The sequence below is a fragment of the Microbispora bryophytorum genome (assembly GCF_043197435.1).
GTDB classification, from domain to species: Bacteria; Actinomycetota; Actinomycetes; order Streptosporangiales; family Streptosporangiaceae; genus Microbispora; species Microbispora bryophytorum.
Map to the genome: position 1 here is coordinate 98841 of NZ_JBICTF010000013.1, position 20996 is coordinate 119836.

Below are 20996 nucleotides of genomic sequence, written 5' to 3' on the forward strand. Positions count from 1 at the left end.
AGGGAGACGATGACGCGTGGAAGAAGGCCGGGGCGCGGGCGCACCGCCGTCGCGCTGGCCGCTCTGGCCTTCTTCGGCGCGGCGTGCGACACCACCGCGCCGACACCCAAGGGCGTCCTCGGCGTCGAGCGCGCCGAGGACGGCGGGGTCAGGCTGCTGCTCGGTGGCTGCCCCGGCTACGTCGCCAGCGACTTCTCGGTGCTTGAGGACACCGATGACGACGGCGAGCTCGTCACCTGGAGCGTGCACAACGGCGGCTGGACCGGGTCGGTGAACGAGATCCGGCTCTTCCAGGCGCCGCCCGAGGGCTGGCGGTCCACCGGCGACAGCCTCACCGCGCTGCGGGAGGGCGTCCCCTACGTCGCCACCGTCAACGGCACCGCCGGTGACCTGAGCCTGCGGAGCAGGGTGCCGTTCACCGCAGCGGACCTGGCGGGGCTCGGCGGCGGGCAGGTGCTGGCCTGGGCGGGCGGCGAGGAGACCATGAAGACGGACCGGGACGTCTTCATGCGGGCCGACCCCGACCGCTGCCGTCCGTGACCACTGCCGTCATGACCCGCGCCTGCGCCCGGCGACACCGGGCGCAGCCGCGGGCCTAGGACCTGCGCCGTTCAGGGTCAGGCCGATCGGACGCAGAAGGGATGTCCGGCCGGGCTGGCGTACACCCGGGAGCCCTGCTGAGCGGAGGCGACAACATCGTCAGTCGGTCGCAGCCGTCGACCGCCCGCGTCGAGCACCCGCTTGTCCGCGGTCGCGGCGTCGTCCGTGGCGAGGTCGAAGTGCATCTGCTGGGAGGCGCCGTCGGGCCACTGCGGCGGTGCATGCCCCGGAGCGTGTTGGATCACGATCATGGGGAAGCCGTCGATCTGCAGAAAGTGGTGTGCTGTCGTCCTCGTGATCGAGCCGCCGAGCAGCCGGTGCCAGAACGAGCTTTCGCTCTCCAGGTCTGCGGCGTCCACGATCAGTGACGTGAAGCCGAAGGTCATGGCGTCTCTCCTCCAACCGCGTATCGGGGTGCGGCTCAGACCACGGGGATGATGCCGCCGTCGACCCGGAACTGAGCTCCGGTGAGCCATTTGGCGCGGCCGGAGGCGAGAAACGCGATCATCTCGGCGACGTCCTCGGGTTCGCCTGGGCGCCCCATCGGCACCTTCAGGTGGTCCACGATCTGCTGCTTGACGTCGTCTATGCCGATGCCCCGGCTGTCGGCCATTCGCCGGAGGTGGGCGGCGGCTCCCTCGGTGACGACGAAGCCCGGCAGGACGCACACCACGCGCACGCCGTGCTTTCCCACCGCCGTCGCCAACTCGCGGCTATAGGCGTTCAGTGCCGCCTTCGACGCGGCGTACGACGCCTCGGCGGGTTGGGGAAGGTGACTGGCGATTGAGGAGACGTGCACCACGACGCCGGAGCCCCGCTCGATCATCCCCGGAACCAGGGCCCGGTCAAGTCGGACCGCGCTGAGCAGGTTCATCTCCAGGTCGGCGAGCCAGGACGCGTCCGACCGCTCAAGGGTGGGCATCGGTTCGGTTGCGGCTCCCGCGTTGTTGACCAGGACGTCGACGCCTCCGACGCTGTCCACCACTCGTCGGCCGAGTTCCGCCGCTCCCTTCTCGGACCGCAGGTCGGCGGGAATGAAGGTGGCGGGCAGGTCGTCCGGGGGTGCGGTTCTCGAAGCCGTCAGCACGGTGGCGCCGGCTGCGGCGAAGCGACGCGCCGTCGCCTCCCCGAGCCCTCGGCTACCGCCGGTCACAAGCACACGCAGGCCGGACACAGTGTCGTGCTCAATCATCGTGAGCGCACTCCTTCGGTAAGGTGAATCCGACTCCGGAACTGTACACTCAAACCGGAGTCCGATTCACCTTATGGAGGACCGTTGCCGTCATCACGTCCACTGCGCGCGGATGCCCGCCGCAACCGCGAAGCGCTCCTGGCCGCGGCGCGTGAGGCGCTGCTCGCCGACGACGCCGCCCATGTGGAGGAGATCGCCCGCCGAGCCGATGTGGCCGTCGGCACGCTGTACCGCCACTTCGCAACGCGCGAGGCGCTCGTCGCGGAGGTGTACCGCCAGGAAGTCGCGGAGCTCTGTGCGACCCCTGCCCGACTGCTCGCACAGCACGCCCCGGACGAAGCACTGCGCGCCTTCCTGCTGCTGCTCGTGGAGCACGCGGCAGTAGGCAGAGGGATGGGCGAGGCGCTGGACAGCATCATGGCAACCGACTCGCCGGTCTTCGACGACGCGCGCGACGAGATGGCCCGCGCCCTTGACGAACTTCTCGCCGCAGGCGTTGCCGCCGGTCTCGTCCGAAGCGACGTTGAGGGACGCCTCGTCCTGCGCGCCCTCGGAGGCATCTGTGGGATGCGCGCCAAAGGCTGGAAGGACGATGCGCTGCATATCGCCACGGTCCTATATGACGGGTTGCGCTACGCCGCGCCGACCCACGGCTGAGACCCGTCAGCGCGGCTCCGGCACCGGCAGCAGGCCGTGGTTGGCGTCGAGGTTGGCGTCGGGGTTGGCGTCGAGGTTGGCGTCGACGACCAGGGTGGCGCCGGTGACGTAGCAAGCGGCCGGCGAGACGCGGGGGCCGAGGGCGGCGACGCCGGCGGGGGTCGTGTACGCGGGAGCGTGGGTGGTCGTCACGCGGTCGCCCTCCTCTCCAGCGCCCCGGTCACCTGCGCGGCGACGCGATCGGTCCAGTCGGCGAGGACGCGGTCGAGGTCGGGGATCTCGGCCTCGAGCAGCGCCAGGCCGGGGGTGGGGACGAGCGCGCCCAGCTCGACCAGCACGGGGCGCAGGTGCAGCTCGACGGCCAGGGCGTGCCGGGGAGAGCCCATGACCAGCAGCGGCAGCGCCACCGTTCCGGTCAGCGCGCCACCGGGGAGGCGGTCGAGGAACGCCTTGAGCAGGCCGGTGTAGGTGGCCTTGTAGGTGGGGCTCGCCACCAGGAGCACCTGCGCCCCGGCGACCAGCTCCAGCGCCACCTCCACGGTCGGCGAGGGCCCTGGGGTGAACAGGTGCGGCCCGATCCCGGACAGGTCCACGACCTCGGGCGGCGCCTCGTACCCGATCCGGCGCCCCACCTCCTCGGCCGCCGCCACGGCCGCGAGGTGGGTCCGGGAACCGCCGCGCGGATTGCCGACCAGCACCACGAGAGAGCTCACGAGGCCACCGCCTCGTGCCGCCCGGCCTGTCCTGTGTTCGTGCCGAAGAGCGTACGAGTGGTCAACAGAGGGTCCTCCAGATCGAAACGGGCGGTCCTGCGAAGCGAAAGCGGGATCACGGGTGGGCGATGAACCGGCCGAAGCGGCCCTGGTGATACAGCAGCGGACGCCCCGGCGCGCGCACCTCGGCCTGGGTGACCAGCCCCACGACGAGGACGTGGTCGCCCACGCCGACCCGCTCGTACGGTAGGCAGATCAGGTGCGCGGAGACGTCCTCGATCAGCGGCGCGCCGAGCGGGCCCGGACGCCACCGGGTGGGCTCGGCGAACCGGTCCGCGCCCTTGCGGGCGAACCGGGCGGCGAGCTCGGCCTGGTCGCTGGCCAGGACGTTGACGGCGAAGTGGTCCGCCGCGCGCAGCGACGGCCAGGTGGTGGACGACTGGTCCACGTAGAAGGAGACGAGGGGCGGGTCCAGACTGACCGAGGAGAACGAGGTCGCGGTCAACCCCACCGGCGCTCCCCCACTCCGCGCGGTGATCACGACGACTCCGGCCGCGTGCACCGCGAGTGCGCGCTTGTAGTCGCCGGCGTCCAGCCCGCGCTTGTGGTCGTCGGCGTCGAGGCCGGGGCCGAGCAGAGTCTCCGTCATGGCAAACCTCCGGAAGGTCGCAGCTGCTCACAGGGTCGATCCCGCCCGCCGCAGGCACCACGGCACGCGGGATCAGGGATTGGGATGGAGGCGGGACCGGGCGTGACGCGGTCACGCCCGGCTCGCGAGGAGGGCGGCCGCGTGCCGCGGCCGGCTCCTCATCGGCACGAGAACGACGGAAGATTCATGATCAACAACACTGTGCGCCGGCGACGTGGCCGTAGTCCACGCTCAAACGCCGGGTCAGACGAACGCCCTGGCTCATACCACCGAACGTACGATCACCGGTTCAGAAAGTCAATATTTCCTACTAGCTTTACAGGGAAATAAGGCGGCCGCAGGTACGCTCGCGCCGATCAGGGCTCGGCCCTACCGGTCCCGAATGCCCACCCGGCAGTCCTGACGTGGTTCCCCGGCTTCGGCCGCCTGCATTCGGGCTCCCGCGCACCAACGCGGCGGGCCGCAGGTCGCCGCCCTCCTAAGGGCCGGGGCGACCCGCGGCCCGGGGGTCGGGAGGTCGGGGGGTCGGGAGGTCGGGAGGTCGGGAGGTCGTGGTGGGGAAAGGGAGGTCGTGGGTGGGCGGCAGGGAGCGGGTCAGCCACGGACCGCCAGTGATCGGAGGTAGGCGCGCCACCCTCCGTACGTGGTGATGTCGGCCGCGCCGCGCAGCCCTTCCGGAGCGCAGAGGAAGCCGGGCACGTTCGTGCCGTCGGCCAGCTCGACCCGGCCCAGCGTCATCGGGCGGGGAAGGGCCGCGAGCAGGTCGCCCAGCCCTTCGGCGGGAAGCTCCCACACCTCGCACTCGATGGCCGCGCCGTTCTCGGGACCACCGTCCTCAAGCGCGCGGACGAGCCCGGGTTTGGGCGGCTCGGTGGCCAGGGCGTGCAGCCGGTAGCGCGCGGCGGTCGTGGTCGTGGCCAGCAGGCGGGCGCCGCGCGCGGTGAGCTCGTGGTTGAGCGGTTGTCCCGACAGGTGCGCGCCGACCACGGCCAGGCGGACGGACGGCTGGAGCAGCCGGGCGATGGCGACCAGGTCGTCGTCGGCGTGGGTCCGGCCGACCAGCATGACCCCGTACGGCAGCCCGTCCACCTGTCCGGCGGGCACGGCGAGCGCGCACATGTCGAAGAGGTTGACGAAGTTGGTGAAGCGGCCGAGGTCGCTGTTGACGCCGACCGGGTCGGCCGCGACCTGCGCCGGCGTGGGATGGCGGGGAGTCACCGGCAGGAGCAGGGCGTCGCGGTCGCCGAGCAGGGACAGGGCGTGCTCGCGCAGTGCCGCGAGCCGTTCCCCGTCGGCGAACAGGCGGTGGGCGGGCAGGTCACGAGCCGCGGTGATGATGGAGGCGACAGTGGGATCCAGGTCGGGGTCGCCCTTGTCGGCCAACGCCTCGACGAACGCGCCGACCGCGGTGTAACGCTCGGCGACGAAGGCCCCCTGGTAGAGCAGCGCGGCGGCCTCCAGGAAGGGGGCGGGGTCGATCGGGTGGATCTCGACGCCCGCCGAGGCCAGCCCGCCTGCCGCGGTCTCGAACGCCTCGGCCCAGCCCGGGGCCAGCGTGCCGAGGCCGGCGGTGGCGGGCACGGCCAGCCGCCAGGGTCCGGGGCGGCGAGCCGGGCGGGATGCGGCCAGTGCGGACGCGGTGGTCATGAGGGCCACGGCCCGCTGGGCCTCGGGAAGGGTGCGGGCGAAGACGCTGACGCAGTCCAGGCTCCGGCAGGCCGGGACCACGCCTTCCGAGGGAATCAGGCCGTAGGTGGGCTTGACCCCGACGATGCCGTTGAAAGCGGCGGGGACCCGGCCCGAGCCCGCGGTGTCGGTGCCGAGCGCGAGGTCGGCCAGGCCGAGCGCGACGGCGACCGCCGAGCCCGAGCTGGATCCTCCGGAGATCCGGTCCGGGTCGGTGGCGGCGCGCACCGCGCCGTAGGGGCTGCGGGTGCCGACCAGCCCCGTGGCGAACTGATCCAGATTCGTGGTGCCGAGCACGATGGCGCCGGCCTCGCGGAGCCGGGCGACGGCAGGGGCGTCGGCCTCCGGCCGGTAGGCGTAGGAGGGGCAGCCGGCGGTGGTCGGCAGTCCGGCCACGTCGATGTTGCCTTTCACGGCCAGCAGGCGGCCCGCGAGGGGAAGGCGGTCGCCGCCCGTCACGCGAGCGTCCACGGCGGCGGCCTCGGCCTCCACCTCGGCCTGCGGCCGCAGGTCGATCCAGATCTCCGGACGGTCCGTCTCGGCGATCCGGGCGTAGGCCCTGCGGACCCGGTCCAGTGCCGTCTCAGCCACGATCACTCCTCAGCACCACCAGCGGGGCGCCCGCCTCCACCTGGTCACCGGGGCCGACCAGGACTCCTTCGACCACGCCGTCGGCGGGGGCCAGGACGGCGGACTCCATCTTCATCGCCTCCAGCACGATCAACGGCTGCCCGGCGGCGACCCGCCGGCCCGGCGTGACGCTGATCTGCCAGACGCTCGCGGTGAACTCCGCTTCCACCACCTGGCAGCCCGGCGGAATTTCCAGCTCGGTCTCGGCCGTGCTCGGGGGCTGCTCCGCCCGGTCGAACTCGCCCGACGCCTGCCAGGCCGCCCGCTCGGCGGCGAAGGCGGCGGCCTGCCGCCGCCGGAAGGCCGCGATCGACTCGGCGTGCTCGGCCAGAAAGCGGTGGTGGTCGGCGAGCCGGAAAACCCCTTCCTCGATTTTGGGTTCGAGGCGCCCCGCCGCCAGGTCGGCGCGTAGTTCCAGCAGCTCTTCCGGCGTCACCGGATACCACCGGATGCGGTCGAAGAAGCGCAGCAACCAGGGAGAGCCCGGCTGGAACGCGCCGCGTTGCTGCCAGCTCGACCACACCTGCGTCGTACGGCCCACGAACTGGTAGCCGCCCGGTCCCTCCATCCCGTAGACGCACAGGTAGGCGCCGCCGATGCCGACGGAGTTCTCGGCGGTCCAGGTGCGGGCGGGGTTGTACTTGGTGGTGACCAGACGGTGCCGGGGGTCGAGCGGGGTGGCCACGGGAGCGCCGAGATAGACGTCGCCGAGCCCGAGGACGAGGTATTCGGCGTCGAAGACGACGCGGTGGACCTCGGCCACGTCCTCCAGGCCGTTCACCCGGCGGATGAACTCGATGTTCGACGGGCACCAGGGCGCGTCGTCGCGGACTCCCGCCATGTAGCGGGCGATGGCCTCCCGGGTGGCGGGGTCGTCCCAGGACAGGGGCAGGTGGACGACGCGGCTGGGCACCTCCAGCTCTCCGGTGGGCGGCAGACCGGCCTCGATGCGGATCAGCTCGGCCAGCAGGTCGCGCTGGGACAGCGTCGCGGGGTCGAGATGGATCTGAAGCGAGCGGATGCCGGGGGTGAGGTCGACGACGCCGGGCAGGTCTCGGGCGGCGAGCGCCTCCGCCAGGGCGTGCACGCGCATGCGCAGGCCCAGGTCGAGCTCCATCGGCCCGTACTCGACGAGGATGTTGTCGTCTCCGCTGCGCCGGTAGGTGACGCCGGGCCGCTCGCCGGTCTCGGGGAGGCGGTGGAGCACGCCGCCGTCGCCGGGGACGCCGATCGCGGAAGGCACGGGGACGAAGGTGACGGTGTCTCCGGGCCGAAGCTGGCCGAGCTTCCAGCGTTCGGAGGTGACGACGGTGGCCGGGCAGACGAACCCGCCGAGCGAGGGACCGTCGGGGCCGAGCACGACCGGCATGTCACCGGTGTAGTCCACGGCGCCCACCGAGTAGGGCGTGTCGTGGATGTTGGAGGGGTGCAGTCCCGCCTCGCCCCCGTCGAGGCGGGACCAGCGCGGTTTGGGCCCGATCAGTCGGACGCCGGTGCGGGCGGAGTTGTGGTGGACCTTCCACTGGGCGGCGTAGAAGTCGCGGATGTCGTCGTCGGTGAAGAACTCGGGGTTGGCGTGCGGGCCCTCGACCACGCCGATCCGCCAGGCGTGCCCGAACTCGGGCCGCTCCCCTGCTTCGTCGCCGCCGGAGGCGAGGCGTCCCCCGTGCTTGACAGACTCCCCGAGCTTGACAGACTCCCCGAGCTTGAGGGACTCCCCGTGCTCAGGGTGGTAGCCGTGCTCAGGGTGACCGCCCTGCTCGGGGTGGCCGCCGTGCAGGACGTCACCGGCGCGCAGCGCCCGGCCGCCGTGTCCGCCGAACCCGCCGAGCGTGAACGTCGCGGCGCTGCCCAGGTAGTCGGGAACGTCGAACCCGCCCGCCATCAGCAGGTAGACGCGCAGCCCCGGCCCTTCGGCGGCGCCGATGTCCAGCACGCCGCCGGCGGGCACGGTGACCGGCTCCCACTGGGGGACGGGCGTCCCGTCCACCGTGACGGGCGCGGGCGCGCCGGTGACACAGACGGTGGTGGCGTGGCTGAAGCGCAGCGCCGGGCCGCGCAACGTGCACTCCAGCCCGGGTGCGCCGGGGTCGTTGCCCAGGGCGGTGTTGCCGTGCCTGAACGAGCAGTCGTCCATCGGCCCCGACGGCGGCACGCCCACCTGCCAGTAGCCGGTCCGTCCCGGCCAGTCCTGCACCGTGGTGAGAGTGCCGGGCCGCACTACCTCGATGCGGCGGGAGCCGTCGGCGAGACCGGCCAGGGTCGCGGTGCCGTGCGTGGCCTCCCGTACGGAAGGATCCTCCGCCGCGGCGCGCAGCAGCCCGAGGTTGGTCTCGACACCGTCGATCCTGGTCTCCGCCAGCGCCGCGGCCAGCCGGTCCAGCGCCTGGTTCCGGTCGGCGCCGTGCGCGACGACCTTGGCGAGCAGCGGGTCGTAGGCGCTGCTGACTTGGGTGCCCGTCTCCACCCAGCCGTCCACCCGCACGCCCGCGGGGAACGCGACGCGGGTGAGCAGGCCCGCGCTGGGCCGGTGGTCGCGGCTCGGGTCCTCGGCGTAGACCCGGGCCTCGACGGCGTGGCCGGCGGCCGCGGGCGGGTCGTGCAGGGCGGCGTGCACGTGGCTCGCGTCGCCCTGGGCCAGGCGCAGCATCCATTCGACCAGGTCGACGCCGTAGATCGCCTCGGTGACGGGGTGCTCCACCTGCAGGCGGGTGTTGACCTCCAGGAAGTACGGCTCGGCGCGCACCGGGTCGTAGATGAACTCGACGGTGCCCGCCGACCGGTAGCGCACGGAGGCGCACAGGCCGGCGGCGCTGTCGGCGAGCGTGGCCCGCACCAGCGGCGGCAGGCCGGGGGCGGGGGCCTCCTCCAGCACCTTCTGGTGACGCCGCTGCAGGGAGCAGTCGCGGTCGCCGAACGTGACGACGCCGCCCATGCCGTCGCCGAAGACCTGGACCTCGACATGCCGGCCGCCCTCGACCAGGCGTTCCAGGAACAGCCCGGCGGAGGCGAAGCTGGCGGCGGCGGTGCGCTGGACGCTGTGCCACGCCTGGGCCAGCTCGCCGGCGTCCCGGCAGGCGCGCATGCCGATGCCGCCGCCTCCGCCGGTGGCCTTGAGCATGACCGGGTAGCCGATGTCCTGCGCCGCGCTCAGGGCCGCGTCCACATCGGGGAGCAGGCCGGTGCCGGGGAGCAGGGGAACGCCGGCCCGCTCGGCGGCGGCGCGGGCGGTGTGCTTGGCGCCGAACAGGTCGAGCTGCTCGGGAGTGGGACCGACGAAGGCCAGCCCGGCGGCTTCGACCCGGCGCGCGAAGGCCGCGTCTTCGGACAGGAAACCGTAACCGGGGTGGATGGCGTCCGCGCCGCTGTCCAGGGCGGCCTGAAGCACCCGGTCGGCGTCCAGGTAGCTCTCCCGGGCGGGGGCGGGGCCGAGCCGTACGGCGTGGTCGGCCAGGCGGACGTGGGCGGCGCCCCGGTCGGGGTCGGAGTAGACGGCGACCGTGCGCAGGCCCAGGCGGCGGGCGGTGGCGATGACGCGGACGGCGATCTCGCCCCGGTTGGCGATGAGGAGGGTGTTCATCGGACCGTCATCCGCACGGGCGTGGGGTCGAAGCCGTTGCACGGGTTGTTGATCTGCGGGCAGTTGGAGATCAGGACCAGCACGTCGGTCTCGGCCCGCAGGGTGACGGCGAGGCCGGGAGCGGAGATGCCGTCCACGATGCCGAGCGTGCCGTCGGGTTCGACCGGGACGTTCATGAACCAGTTGATGTTGCTGACCAGGTCGCGTTTGCCGAGCCCGTGGCGGCTGCCCTCGATGAGGAAGTTCTCGACGCAGGCGTGCTGGGAGTAGGTGTGGTGTCCGTAGCGCAGCGTGTTGGACTCCTTGGAGCAGGCGCCGCCGACGGTGTCGTGGCGTCCGCAGGTGTCCGCGACGACGGTCATCAGCGGGGTGTGCTCGTTGGACAGCAGCACGCTGCCGGTGGTGAGGAAGATGGCGCCCTGGGCCTGGATGGTGTCGGGGGCGCTGTAACGGACGGCGGTGTCGTGCGCGTCGTACAGCAGGCAGTCGACGGCCTGGTTGCCGCCGAGGTCGGTGATGGTCAGCTCCTGCCCGGCGCGGATGATCGCCGACCAGGGGGCGCGAGCGGGCACGGTGACATCAAGCACGGTGACATCAAGCACGGGCGCATCGACCACGGGCACGTCCATCACGGGCACATCAGGCTCGGTGACGTCGCGCTCGGTGACGTGGGGCCCGGTGACGTGGGGCTCCGTGACATGGGGCTCGGTGACGTGGGGCTGGATCATCGGGTCACCTCGGCGGTGTTGAGGAAGGCGCGACGGCCTTCCGGGCCGGCCTGCCACAGGGGGTCGCCGGGGCCGGTGGGCCTGGCACGCCAGGCCAGGACCTCCAGCGGGGTGCAGGTGTAGGCGGGACGGGGGTCCACGGGGTGGGCGGTGTTGGCGATGAGCACGGTCAGCGGCATCTCGGCGCGCAGGGTGACCGACGCCCCGGGACCGGCGGAGCCGGTGAAGGTCAGGCCGCCGTCGGGGCCGATCGTGACTCCCTGGAAGAAGGAGATCGACGGGGGCAGGTCCCGGGGCTGGAGCCCGTGCTTGGCCGCGGCCAGCGTGAACAGCTCGCGTCCGGCCGGGGCGGGGCCGTGCGGGGAGCCGTCGCCGTACCGTTCGGTGTTGCGCCGGAGGGTGGAGGTCCCGCACACGGTGTCGTGGCGCCCTGAGGTGTCGGCGACCACGGAGGCCAGCACGCGGCCCTGATCCGACAGCAGCAGGTGGCCTTCTCCGAGGTAGGCGTTCCACAACACCTTGACGGTGTCGGCGACGTTGAGCCGCTCCCAGGGGCGGCCCTCGACGTAGAGCAGCAGGTGCGCGCAGGCGTCGCCGACCAGGTCGGTGAGGCGCAGCTCGGTGCCCCGGGCCAGCACCTTGTGGGTGTAGCCGCCTCCGGCGACGGTCTCGGCCCACACGAGGTGGGCGGGGTCGACGCCGTCGGGCGGGGTGGGCCAGGCCGAGGCCGGCAGCACCGGCATGGTGCCGCTTGTGGTGCCCTCCTGTGCTCGGGCGTGCTCGCGCGCGCCGTAGGTCGTGCTGGTCGCCATGACGCCTCCTCCTCCGGGGGTGGATTTCTGTCGCACGACAGAAATTAGGCGGGGTGTGTTTCCGCTCACGCGCCCCCCGGTTTCCCGCCTGTTACCGGAAGCGCACAGCCGCGGCGGCCGGAGGCAGGTGTGCGAGGATCGTCCGGTGAGTGCCCGTTCCACCCAGCCCGGTAGCACCCAGCCCGGTGCCACCGAGCCCCGTTCCACCCAGCCCGATACCGCCCAGCCCGGTTCCACTCAGCCCGGTACCGCCCAGGCCGGTTCGGGCGTGCGAAGGGTCGGCAGGCCGCGAGCCGTCGCGCGTCCACGAAGTGAGCTGAGCCCGCGCGAGGAGATCCTGACGGCGGCGGCCGAGTTGTTCACGACCAACGGCTACGCCGCGACCTCGACGAGGGCGATGGCCGAGCGGGCCGGCATCAGACAGGCGTCGATCTACCACTACTTCGACGGCAAGGAGGACATCCTCGCCGAACTGCTGGAGAGCACGGTGCGGCCCTCGCTGGAGACCGCCCGCGCCCTGACCGGCGGCACGCCCGAAGAGCGGCTGTGGGAGCTGTGCCACTGCGATGCCCGGCTGTTGTGCTCGGGCCCGCACAACCTCGGCGCGCTCTACCTTCTGCCCGAGGTGCGCACCGAGCGGTTCGCCGCCTTCCTGCGCATGCGCGGCGAGCTCAAGGACACCTACGGGCGGCTGCTGGCGGCCACCGCCGCCGGTGCGGCGCTGACGCCCGCCGACCGGGCGCTGCGCACCGACCTGCTGTTCGCGCTGATCGAGGGCGTCATCCTGATCCGCAGGGACGCCCTGGGCGAGATGGCCGCCGACGTCCTGGAGACGCTGGCGGCCGCCACCGCCGACGCGGCGCTACGCCTGGCCGGTGTTGCCGACCGGGATCTGCCCGACCCGCGCGAGGCCGGCCGCGGGCCGGCGTAGCCGCCGGTAGAGCGCGCCCAGAGCGACGACCGCCGCCAGGAAGAGCAGGGTGAACCACTGGAAGAACCAGTGGCCGGTGATCGGGGCGTACACCTCGGTCCTCGGCCAGGCCAGGTTGACCATCATCGCCAGGCCGTAACAGAAGGCCAGCGCGTTGACCGGCAGGCCCCAGCGGCCCATGCTGAACAGCCGGCTGCCGTCCTCGGCGAACCCGCCCGGCGCTCCGCCCCGCCAGCCACCGCGCAGGCGCTGGAGCAGCAGGGGGCCCGTCACCATCGCGTACGCCAGGTAGAGCAGCACGATGCAGGTCGTGCCGATGGCCAGGAACGCCTCGGGAGAGGCGAAGTTGAGCAGCAGGATGGCCGCCGCGCCCACTCCGGTGACCAGCGCTGGCCCGGCCGGCATCCCGGTGCGGGGCGAGACCCTGGACAGCGCGCCGGACAGGGGCATCGCCCCGTCGCGTGCCATGGAGAACAACATCCGGGTGGCGGCGGTCTGGATCGCCATGGTCGCCACGGTGATCGCCAGCACCACGTCGGCCAGCAGCAGCTTGCCCACCCAGTCGCCCAGGCTGCTGGTGAGCACGTAGGAAAGGCCCTCGGAGGCGAGCCTCCCGTCGGTCAGGCTGGGGGCGGCGAGCAGACCGGCGAACAGGATGAGCCCCCCGAGCACCCCGGCCGCCGTGAGCGCGGTCAGGATGGTGCGCGGCGCCACCCGCCGGGGGCTGCGGGTCTCCTCGCTCAGCTCTCCCGCGCTGTCGAACCCGATGAGCACGTAGGCGGCGGTGAACGAGCCGACCAGCAGCGCGCCGATGGCCCCGCCCTGCCCGCCGGTGCTGAACGTGATGCCGGGACCGTGCTCGGCGTGGGTGAGCAGCAGCACGACGATGAGGATCGCACCGACGATCTCGGCGGTGACGCCGATGCTGTTGACCCGGGCGAGAACGCGGTTGTCGACGACGTTCACGGTGGTGGTGAGCGCGAGCAGGATCAGGCCGAGAATCGCGGCGTTGGCGGCGCCCGTGGCGGTGGTGGGCGCGGGATCGCCGCCGACGAGCTGGAAACCCGGCCAGATCGCGGGCAGCACCATCTGCAAGGCGAGCGCCGCGGCGGCGATCACGACGATCTGCCCGAGAATCATGATCCACCCGGCGAACCACCCGAACGTCGCCGTGCTGAGCCGGGTGGACCACTGGTAGATGGAGCCGGAGATCGGATAGCGGGCGGCCAGCTCGGCGAAGCACAGGGCGACCAGGATCTGTCCGGCCAGCACGACGGGCCAGGTCCAGAAGAAGGCCGGGCCGCCGAAGGCGTACCCGAAGGCGAAGAACTGGAAGACCGTGGTCAGTACGGAGATGAAGGAGAAGCCGGCGGCGAAGGAGGCGTACCTGCCCATGCTGCGGTGCAGCTCCTGGCGGTAGCCGAACGTCTGCAGGGCGCTCTCGTCGGTGGGAGGCGATGAAGGGGCGGTGACGGCCATCGGGACTCCGGGCGCTGGAGAGATTTCTGTCGGTTGACAGTTATGTACGGGGCCGTCGTTTCCGCGTCGTCACGGCCGCGTTCATCCGCCGTAACGCATCCCTCACCGCATCCCTCACCGCGCCCCTCGACGGGGAATCCTCCTCGACGACCCGGCGACAGGGCCACCGCCACCGTCTGCGTCACCCGGCGCCGCACACATCCGCCCCGGGACGGACATCGCCGTCCCCGGCCGGCGCTCGCGCCGCGAGCGCCCTCTCGCCTCCGCCGGTCCCTGCGGTGACCTGCTGGATCACCGTCGACGACCGGGTCAGGTCACGAGGACGGGATGGCGCACCACCGCGTCAAAGCCGTAGCCGAAAACGTTGTACGCCGCGTGGCCGGGCTGCACGGCGCCCGTCTCGTCGGCGGCCCGGACGAGCAGGTGGAGGTTCCCCGCCTCGCGCGGGGTCCAGGGGAAGGTCCAGCGGACCCAGCCGTGCGGGTGCCGGTCGCCGAGCAGGCGGGCCGGACGCCACGAAACGCCCTCGTCGTCGCTGACCTCGGCCCGGACCACGCGCCCGCCGCCCGACCACGAACGGCCGCGCAGCAGATGCTCGCGCCCTGCTTCGAGACGGGCCGGCCAGGGCAGTTCGAAGGCGCTCTTCACCCCCATCCGGGTCAGCGGCGGGCCGCCCCCGGGCGGGTGACCGGGGCCGTGCATCCGGTAGAGCCGTGTGCTCCAGGGCGACTCCAGCGGCTCCGCCGACACCTCGACATCCCCCAGCCACTTGATCGAGGCGGCGCCCACCCAGCCCGGCACGACCAGCCGCGCCGGGTGACCGTGGTCGGGCGGCAGGGGCCGCCCGTTCATCTCGTAGGCCACCAGCACGTCGTCCAGCGCCTTCGCCACGGGAAGCGGGCGCCGCACCCTTCCCAGGTTCTCCCCCGCCTCGACGTAGTCGGCGTCGAGCCCGCGCGGCATCAGCGCGACGGCCCTGTCGCTCATCCCCGCCCTGTCCAGGAGCGCCGCGAGGCGCACGCCCCGCCAGCGCGCCACGCCCACCGCGCCCAGCCGCCAGGGGGTGCCGGACACCTCCTGGTTCTGCTGCTCGCCGTACAGGCGGCGCCCGTTGCCGGCGCACTCGATGAACGCGGTCACGGTCTCGGCCGGCATGCCGAGCAGGTCGCGGTAGGTGAACGCGACCGGCCCGCCGCGCAGGGCGTCGCCCCACAGCGTGAGCCGCCAGGCGGCCGCGTCGATCAGCGGCGTCGCCGTGTGGTTGCGGACGAAGAAGAGGCCGTCCGGCGTCAGGTAGTCCTCTCCGCGCAGCGCCTCCCAGCGGGTCTCCGCGTTCGTGCCGTGCACGGTGAACAGGCGGGGCGGCAGCGGCTTGCGGATGCCGGGCGGGGGTGCCGTCTCCGGCGCCGTACGCCGTGTTGCACATCTGTCCCTCATGGAAGTCATGCGCCTCCTCACCTGCCGCTGTCAGCCGGCCGGCCTCCGCAGGGCGACGGCCGGCATGGGAATGGGCGGAAAGGGGTTGTCGGGCAGCAGGATCACCCGGCGCGGCCGGTCCGCCTGTCCCGCCGCGTCCAGGTGCAGCAGGGCCGCCCCGATCCCCGCCGCCCCGGTCAGATAGCCGGTGTCGGCCGACGCCTCTCCGGGACGGTGCCGCCGGTATGCCTGATACCAGCGGTATCCCCGGCCGTCGTAACCGGTCGCCCGGCCGATCAGGTGGTCGGCGAGCCTGCGGGCGAACTCCAGGTGCTCCTGCTCCCCCGTCGCCGCCCATAAGCCCACGTACAGCTCGATCAGTCCGGCGGTGCCGCAGCACTGGCAGGCGACGTTCCACAGCCCCGCGGTCTGCCGGAAGGGCGCGCCCGACTCCCTGACCCCCCTGGCGAGCCGCTTCGCCCACTCCAGGTCGCCGCCGTCGCCGCTCACCCGATACAGCTCGTAGAACATGCGCGCGATCCCGGCGGACCCCGAGCAGTAGCCCAGGTGGTCGGTGACCGCCGCGCTCTCCCCCGTCAGGACGCCGGCGGCCCGGACGAGGGCCGCGCCGCGGCGCGCCGCGTCGAGGAAGGCCTCCTCGCCCGTCGCACCGTACAGGTGGGCGAGGAGGAAGGCCGTTCCGGCCGTTCCGGCGAGGAAGCCGGGCGGGGCCGCCTCCGCGGACAGGGCCGGGCACTTCAAGGGCCGCTCGCGGGGCGCGGTCAGCCGCGCGATCCGCCGTCCCGCCTCGACGGCCATCTCCTCGTAGGCCGGCACGCCGAGCGCCGCCGCGGCGCGCAGCAGCCCCAGCACGACGCCGCCGTCACCGCGCAGCGTGACATCGCCCGACCAGCCGATGCCGCCGTCGTCGAACCCCCGGGCGCTCCTGACGATCCTGTCGGCCGCCGCGAGCGCCGCGCTCTCGAAACGCTCCTCGCCGAGCGCCCAGCCGGCCTCGGTCAGCGCGAGGACGACACCGGCGAGGCCGTGGTGGAGCGACGCGTCGGCCTGCCGCCGCCAGGTCGACGCGAGGTAGCGGGCGCCCGCGCGAGCGTCCTCCAGGTAGGCGTCGTGCCCGGTCCCGGCGGCGAGCTCCAGGAAGAACAGCACGATCCCGGCCGCCCCGGAATGGAGAGACGCGGCGTGGAGAGACGCAGAGTGAAGGGACGCGGGTCCGCCGGGCGTCGACGCCCGGCCGTGCGGGTCGGGGTTGGCCCGCCACCGCCTCCCGCTCTCGTCGTCGACGGCGGCCGTGCGTATCCACCGTCCCGCCATGATGGCGGCCGTCAGCGGAGTCTCTGCGCGCTCATCGGATGAGCGGAACGGGTCCGGGCCCATGACCTCACTATCCCACAAACCTGGTAGGTAATAGCAAGTATCTGCTCCAAGCCTTTCCTGTATTCCCTATTGACTTAATGGGTATTAGCGCTCCACAGTCGAGCCGAGCACTCGACTCCCGAGAAAGGCGTCCGGCGTGAGCAACGAAGACCCCCCGACCGTCGGCGAGCACACCCGTGCCGCGATCAACGAGGACTGGGCCGCCACCGTCGTCGGCCTCGTCCTCCTCGCGCTGGTCATCACCGGCGTGATCCCGACGGGGCTGGTTCCGTGATGAGCAGCGAAACGGCCCTTCCCGCCACGACGCGGGCCACGACGAGGGCCACGGCGTGGCACTGGCCCACCCTCGGCGTCCTCACCGTCCTCGTCCTCGCCGCCGGCACCCGGGCCCTGGAGAAGGGCGTGCCCGAGTGGTTCGCGGGCTCCGGCCTGGCCAAGACGATCGAGTTCCCCGTCTACGCGATCGCCCTCGGCCTGCTGGGCAACGCGGTGCTCACCGCGACCGGGCTGCGTGACCGCCTGGCCGCCGGCTTCCGCACCGAGTTCTTCATCAAGACCGGCCTGGTGCTCCTCGGAGCGTCGATCAACCTGAGGGTGATCGTCACCGCGGCCGGTCCCGCGATCGTCCAGGGCATCGTGCTGATCAGCGCGGTGTTCCTGTTCACCTGGTGGCTCGGCGGCCGCCTCGGACTGGACGACAGGCTGCGCGCGCTGCTGTCGGCCGCGGTGTCCATCTGCGGCGTCAGCGCCGCCATCGCGGCGGCGGGAGCCGTACAGGCCAGGCGCGAGCAGCTCGCCTACAGCGCGAGCCTGGTGATCGCGTTCGCCCTGCCGTCCATCTTCGTCCTCCCCGCACTGGCCTCGGCCCTGGGGCTGAGCCCGGAGGTGGCGGGCGCCTGGATCGGCGGCAACATCGACACGACGGCGGCGGTGACCGCGGCCGGCACCCTCGCGGGCGAGAACGCGCTGGCCGTCGCCACCATCGTCAAGGTCACGCAGAACGCCCTGATCGGCGTCGTGGTGGTCGCGCTGACCGCCTGGTTCGCCTTCCGGGTCGAGCGCCGTCCCGGCGCCGAACGGCCGGGCGCGGGCGAGCTGTGGCGCCGGTTCCCGAAGTTCGTGCTCGGCTTCCTGGCGGCCTCGGTGGTGACCACGTGGTATCTGACCACGGTCGGCGCGGCCGAGGGCAAGGCGGTCGTCGGCGTCGCCAACGACCTGCGCACCTGGTTCCTCATCCTGGCCTTCGTCAGCATCGGCCTGGAGTTCCGGGTGGCCTCGCTCCGGGAGGCGGGCTGGCGTCCGGTCGCCGTCTTCGCCGCCGCCACCGTGGCCAACGTGCTGCTGGCCCTCGGGCTCGCCACGGTCCTGTTCAGCGGCTTCACCGTCACCTGAGCCACCGGCCGAACCAGCCGGACACGGCGCCCTCGTCCTCCTCCGGCGCCGCGTCGTCGTCCGGCAGGTCGTACCAGTGCGTGTCCCCGGGGAAGGGGTCCGGGGGCACGCCGGGCGCACCGTGTCCGCTGATGCGTCCGCTGATGCGTCCACCGATCCGCTCGCCGCGCTCGCTCATGCGGCGGCCCCCTCGCCTCGCGGCTGGGGGGAGCATGGAGCCCGGCGCGTCGTGCCGACCGATGCGCTCGCCGCGCTCGCTCATGCCCGCGCTCCCGCCGGGACCGCGCTCGGACCTTCGGCCCCTTCCGCCCCTTCGGCGACCCCTTCGGCCCGCGCGGCGTCCAGCGCCTTGCGGGCGTAGGCCCGGACGTCGGCGTCGGAGTCGCCGAGAGCACCCCGCAGGGCCGCGGCCACCTCCGTCCGCGCCGCCCAGGCGGACAGCGCGAGCACCGCGGCCTTGCGCACGTCGAGGTGCGGGTCGGGCAGCGCCGCCACCAGCGGTTCCACCGCGAGGGCCGGGTCGGCGGCGGCCAGTCCCCGCGCCGCGCCCACCCTCACCTGCCAGGCCTGATCCGCCAGGGCCCGTACGGCCGTCTCCGCGAGGCCCGGATCCTGCTGGAGAACCCGGCCCAGCCCGGAGAGCGCCTCCAGGGCCGCCGCCCGGACGAGTGGGTCGGGGTCGGCGGCGAGCTGCGCGACGGCGGGGGCGCCGCCCGGCAGGCCGACGACGCCGAGCCCCCTGGCCGCCCAGACGCGCACCTCGCGGTCCCAGTCGCCGGCGGCGAGCGCCACCCGCTCCGCGTCGTCGAGCGCGACCAGGCCCCTGACCGCCTCGATCCGCACCCTCGTGTCGGCGTCGGCGAGCGCGGCCTCGAACAGCGCGGCGTCGCCGAGGCGCAGCGCCCGCAGGACGTCCAGGACAGCCGCGCGGACCACCGGATCTCCCGCTCCGCCCTGGCCGACTCCGCCCTGACCCGCTCTGTCCCGGCCGGCTCCGTCCTGGCCCGCTCCGTCCCGGCCCGCTCTGTCCTGGCCCGCTCCGTCCCGGCCCGCTTCCGGGTAACCGGCGACGGCGCGGAGCGCGGCGCCGAACCCCTCGGTCGCGGGCAGCACCTCGACCAGCTCGCGCAGACCGGTGGCGGCCGCGCGCCGCACCGTGCCGTGCGGGTCCGCGAGGGCCCGCGTCAGCGCGGTCTCCACGCCCCGGGGCGCGGTCTCGGTCAGCGTCGCGACGGCCGCCCTGCGGACCTTGGGGTCGGCCTCCGCCAGGTAAGGGGTGATCTGGTCCAGCACCGGCTCGCCGTCGGCGAGCCGCAGGAGTTCGAGGATGCGCGGCGAGCGCCCGATCGCCTCCACCGCGAGCCGCCCGCCCGCCCTGCGCCGCGCCGGGCCGGCCTGGCCGTACGCCCCGACCAGGACGGGCTCGGCCGGGCGGGGGGCGAAGCCCTCGACGGGCACGAGGTAGGGCTCGACCGGGCGCTTGACGAACTCCATCGCGCCGTCGGCGTTCTTGCGCAGGTTGAGGTGGTAGAGCCACTCGTCGTCGTTCCGCTCGGGCAGGTCGGCGCGCTCGTGGTAGAGGCCCCACCTGCTCTCGGTGCGGAGCAGCGAGGACCTGGCGGCCATCTCGGCACAGTCCCTGATGAACGTCACCTCGGCGCAGCGCATCAGTTCGTGCGGGGTTCTCGCGCCCATGGCCGCGATCTCGTCGCGCATCCGCTCGAACGTCTCCACCGCGATGTCCAGCTTCCTGGCGGTCTTCGGCGGGGCGACGTAGTCGTTGACGAACCGCCGCAGCTTGTACTCGACCTGCGGCTGCGGCGGGCCGTCGGGGTTGCGCAGCGGGCGGTAGATCAGCTCGTGCGCGGCGGCGATCTGGTCCTGCGGCAGTCCCCCCGGCCTGCGGTGGTGCTCGGCGGCGTGGGCCCCGGCGAGGTCGCCGAACACGAACGCCCCGATCATGTAGTTGTGCGGCACGCAGGCCAGGTCGCCTGCGGCGTACAGGCCCGGGACGGTGGTGGCGGCGTTCTCGTCCACCCAGACGCCCGAGGCCGAGTGGCCGCCGCACAGGCCGATCTCCGAGATGTGCATCTCGACGTCGTGGGTGCGGTAGTCGTGCCCGCGTCCCGCGTGGAAGGTGCCCCGGGTGGGGCGTTCGGTGGTGTGCAGGATGTTCTCGAGTGCGGTGAGCGTCTCGTCGGGCAGGTGGCTGGTCTTGAGGTAGATCGGGCCGCGGGCCGAGGCGATCTCCCTCGCCACCTCGGCCATCATCTGGCCCGACCAGTAGTCGCAGTCGACGAACCGCTCCCCCTCGGCGTTGACCTGGTAGCCGCCGAAGGGGTTGGCGACGTACGCGCAGGCCGGGCCGTTGTAGTCCTTGATCAGCGGGTTGATCTGGAAGCACTCGATGCCGCTGAGCTCCGCGCCCGCGTGGTAGGCCATCGCGTATCCGTCGCCGGCGTTGGTCGGGTTCTCGTAGGTGCCGTAGAGGTAGCCGCTCGCGGGCAGGCCGAGCCGTCCGGACGCGCCGGTGGCCAGGATCACCGCACCGGCGGCGACCGTGACGAACCGGCCCGAGCGGGTGTCGAACCCGGCGACGCCGACGGCCCGCCCCTCGCTGGTCAGCACGCGGACCGGCATCACCCGGTTCTCGATACGCACCTTCTCGCGGATGTCGCGGCGGCGCAGCACGCGGTAGAGCACCTTCTTGACGTCCTTGCCCTCCGGCATGGGCAGGACGTAGCTGCCCGACCGGTGGACCCGGCGCACCGCGTACTCGCCGTGCTCGTTCTTCTCGAACTTCACGCCGTAGCGTTCCAGCCGCTGGACCATGTCGTAGCCGCGCGTGGCCGTCTGGTGCACCGTGCGCTGGTTGACCACCCCGTCGTTGGCCCTGGTGATCTCGGCGACATAGTCCTCAGGGGTGGCCTTGCCGGGAATGACCGCGTTGTTCACGCCGTCCATGCCCATCGCCAGCGCCCCACTGTGCCGCACGTGCGCCTTTTCCAGCAGGATCACGTCGGCGCCGCGCTCGGCGGCGGTGATCGCGGCCATGGTCCCGGCGGTGCCGCCGCCGACCACCAGGACCTCGCACTCCAGATGCGTACGGTCCGCCGGGGAAGGGATGTCCACT

General features: G+C 73.0%; 19 protein-coding genes. 5 read left to right on the forward strand and 14 right to left on the reverse strand.

The features are described 5' to 3' along the window. Positions 1–9 precede the first annotated feature (9 nt). A complete protein-coding gene (locus ACGFIB_RS33360; protein WP_393377171.1) occupies positions 10–540 on the forward strand; it encodes a hypothetical protein in 531 nt (176 codons plus the stop codon). 77 nt (positions 541–617) lie between these two features. Here the strand turns inward: ACGFIB_RS33360 and ACGFIB_RS33365 are convergent, their stop codons facing one another. Both ACGFIB_RS33365 and ACGFIB_RS33370 read right to left on the reverse strand, forming a co-directional pair. Further along, on the reverse strand, positions 618–986 hold the full coding sequence (locus ACGFIB_RS33365; protein WP_357250597.1) for a VOC family protein: 369 nt from the start codon (positions 984–986) through the stop codon (positions 618–620). Positions 987–1021: 35 nt separating this feature from the next. Beyond that, positions 1022–1792, reverse strand: a complete 771-nt coding sequence (locus ACGFIB_RS33370; protein ID WP_357265091.1) for an oxidoreductase — start codon at positions 1790–1792, stop codon at positions 1022–1024. A gap of 84 nt (positions 1793–1876) precedes the next feature. Between ACGFIB_RS33370 and ACGFIB_RS33375 the strand changes: the two genes are divergently transcribed. Beyond that, a complete protein-coding gene (locus tag ACGFIB_RS33375; protein WP_357250600.1) occupies positions 1877–2449 on the forward strand; it encodes a TetR/AcrR family transcriptional regulator in 573 nt (190 codons plus the stop codon). A 6-nt stretch (positions 2450–2455) separates the two neighbouring features. Here ACGFIB_RS33375 and ACGFIB_RS33380 read toward each other — a convergent pair whose 3' ends face one another. The 7 genes from ACGFIB_RS33380 to ACGFIB_RS33410 all read right to left on the reverse strand — a co-directional run bounded on the left by ACGFIB_RS33380 (position 2456) and on the right by ACGFIB_RS33410 (position 11247). Further along, complete coding sequence (locus ACGFIB_RS33380) at positions 2456–2641, reverse strand: hypothetical protein (protein ID WP_393377175.1); 186 nt, start codon at positions 2639–2641, stop codon at positions 2456–2458. Next, positions 2638–3162, reverse strand: coding sequence for an NADPH-dependent FMN reductase (locus ACGFIB_RS33385; protein WP_357250605.1), 525 nt, complete (start codon positions 3160–3162; stop codon positions 2638–2640). The genes ACGFIB_RS33380 and ACGFIB_RS33385 overlap by 4 nt, the downstream gene beginning before the upstream one ends. Positions 3163–3277: 115 nt before the next feature. Continuing rightward, positions 3278–3811: a flavin reductase family protein gene (locus ACGFIB_RS33390; protein ID WP_357250608.1), complete on the reverse strand. Its 534-nt coding sequence runs from the start codon at positions 3809–3811 to the stop codon at positions 3278–3280. Between the two features lie 594 nt (positions 3812–4405). Beyond that, on the reverse strand, positions 4406–6088 hold the full coding sequence (atzF, locus tag ACGFIB_RS33395; RefSeq protein WP_357250611.1) for an allophanate hydrolase: 1683 nt from the start codon (positions 6086–6088) through the stop codon (positions 4406–4408). Next, entirely contained in the window at positions 6081–9707 is a 3627-nt protein-coding gene (locus tag ACGFIB_RS33400) for a 5-oxoprolinase/urea amidolyase family protein (protein WP_393377179.1), read from the reverse strand. The genes atzF and ACGFIB_RS33400 overlap by 8 nt, the downstream gene beginning before the upstream one ends. Further along, complete coding sequence (locus tag ACGFIB_RS33405; RefSeq protein ID WP_393377182.1) at positions 9704–10435, reverse strand: urea amidolyase associated protein UAAP2; 732 nt, start codon at positions 10433–10435, stop codon at positions 9704–9706. Before ACGFIB_RS33405 ends, ACGFIB_RS33400 begins: the two co-directional genes overlap by 4 nt. Next, positions 10432–11247 (reverse strand): urea amidolyase associated protein UAAP1, encoded by an 816-nt coding sequence (locus ACGFIB_RS33410; protein WP_393377185.1) that lies wholly within the window; start codon positions 11245–11247, stop codon positions 10432–10434. Before ACGFIB_RS33410 ends, ACGFIB_RS33405 begins: the two co-directional genes overlap by 4 nt. Before the next feature lie 145 nt (positions 11248–11392). On the opposite strand from ACGFIB_RS33410, the gene ACGFIB_RS33415 reads away from it, so the two are divergent. Beyond that, the gene (locus ACGFIB_RS33415) at positions 11393–12178 is read left to right on the forward strand and encodes a TetR/AcrR family transcriptional regulator (RefSeq protein ID WP_393377187.1); all 786 of its coding nucleotides are present in this window, start codon (positions 11393–11395) and stop codon (positions 12176–12178) included. Here ACGFIB_RS33415 and ACGFIB_RS33420 read toward each other — a convergent pair. The 3 genes from ACGFIB_RS33420 to ACGFIB_RS33430 form a co-directional block, all read right to left on the reverse strand. Continuing rightward, entirely contained in the window at positions 12110–13657 is a 1548-nt protein-coding gene (locus ACGFIB_RS33420) for an amino acid permease (protein WP_357250622.1), read from the reverse strand. The two genes, ACGFIB_RS33415 and ACGFIB_RS33420, sit on opposite strands and share 69 nt — an antisense overlap. Positions 13658–13966: 309 nt before the next feature. Next, positions 13967–15094, reverse strand: coding sequence for a sulfite oxidase (locus tag ACGFIB_RS33425; protein ID WP_393377190.1), 1128 nt, complete (start codon positions 15092–15094; stop codon positions 13967–13969). Positions 15095–15124: 30 nt separating this feature from the next. Next, a complete protein-coding gene (locus ACGFIB_RS33430; protein WP_393377192.1) occupies positions 15125–16471 on the reverse strand; it encodes a lanthionine synthetase LanC family protein in 1347 nt (448 codons plus the stop codon). A 136-nt stretch (positions 16472–16607) separates the two neighbouring features. Here ACGFIB_RS33430 and ACGFIB_RS33435 point away from each other — a divergent pair, with 136 nt between their 5' ends. Both ACGFIB_RS33435 and ACGFIB_RS33440 read left to right on the forward strand, forming a co-directional pair. Beyond that, positions 16608–16745 (forward strand): hypothetical protein, encoded by a 138-nt coding sequence (locus ACGFIB_RS33435; RefSeq protein ID WP_167748475.1) that lies wholly within the window; start codon positions 16608–16610, stop codon positions 16743–16745. Beyond that, entirely contained in the window at positions 16745–17863 is a 1119-nt protein-coding gene (locus tag ACGFIB_RS33440) for a YeiH family protein (RefSeq protein ID WP_393377195.1), read from the forward strand. The genes ACGFIB_RS33435 and ACGFIB_RS33440 overlap by 1 nt, the downstream gene beginning before the upstream one ends. Here the strand turns inward: ACGFIB_RS33440 and ACGFIB_RS33445 are convergent. Beyond that, on the reverse strand, positions 17856–18125 hold the full coding sequence (locus ACGFIB_RS33445) for a hypothetical protein (protein ID WP_393377197.1): 270 nt from the start codon (positions 18123–18125) through the stop codon (positions 17856–17858). The two genes, ACGFIB_RS33440 and ACGFIB_RS33445, sit on opposite strands and share 8 nt — an antisense overlap. After that, positions 18122–20995, reverse strand: coding sequence for a fumarate reductase/succinate dehydrogenase flavoprotein subunit (locus ACGFIB_RS33450; protein WP_393377199.1), 2874 nt, complete (start codon positions 20993–20995; stop codon positions 18122–18124). Before ACGFIB_RS33450 ends, ACGFIB_RS33445 begins: the two co-directional genes overlap by 4 nt. Between the last annotated feature and the right edge of the window lies 1 nt (position 20996).

Excerpts from the sequence above, each read along its gene's own strand:
- ACGFIB_RS33420 (WP_357250622.1), bottom strand. The coding sequence starts at position 13,657 with ATGGCCGTCACCGCCCCTTCATCGCCTCCCACCGACGAGAGCGCCCTG.
- ACGFIB_RS33365 (WP_357250597.1), bottom strand. The coding sequence starts at position 986 with ATGACCTTCGGCTTCACGTCACTGATCGTGGACGCCGCAGACCTGGAG.
- ACGFIB_RS33430 (WP_393377192.1), bottom strand. The coding sequence starts at position 16,471 with ATGGGCCCGGACCCGTTCCGCTCATCCGATGAGCGCGCAGAGACTCCG.
- ACGFIB_RS33400 (WP_393377179.1), bottom strand. The coding sequence starts at position 9,707 with ATGAACACCCTCCTCATCGCCAACCGGGGCGAGATCGCCGTCCGCGTC.
- ACGFIB_RS33405 (WP_393377182.1), bottom strand. The coding sequence starts at position 10,435 with ATGATCCAGCCCCACGTCACCGAGCCCCATGTCACGGAGCCCCACGTC.
- ACGFIB_RS33425 (WP_393377190.1), bottom strand. The coding sequence starts at position 15,094 with ATGAGGGACAGATGTGCAACACGGCGTACGGCGCCGGAGACGGCACCC.
- ACGFIB_RS33390 (WP_357250608.1), bottom strand. The coding sequence starts at position 3,811 with ATGACGGAGACTCTGCTCGGCCCCGGCCTCGACGCCGACGACCACAAG.
- ACGFIB_RS33360 (WP_393377171.1), top strand. The coding sequence starts at position 10 with ATGACGCGTGGAAGAAGGCCGGGGCGCGGGCGCACCGCCGTCGCGCTG.
- ACGFIB_RS33445 (WP_393377197.1), bottom strand. The coding sequence starts at position 18,125 with ATGAGCGAGCGCGGCGAGCGCATCGGTCGGCACGACGCGCCGGGCTCC.
- ACGFIB_RS33410 (WP_393377185.1), bottom strand. The coding sequence starts at position 11,247 with ATGGCGACCAGCACGACCTACGGCGCGCGCGAGCACGCCCGAGCACAG.
- ACGFIB_RS33440 (WP_393377195.1), top strand. The coding sequence starts at position 16,745 with ATGAGCAGCGAAACGGCCCTTCCCGCCACGACGCGGGCCACGACGAGG.
- ACGFIB_RS33370 (WP_357265091.1), bottom strand. The coding sequence starts at position 1,792 with ATGATTGAGCACGACACTGTGTCCGGCCTGCGTGTGCTTGTGACCGGC.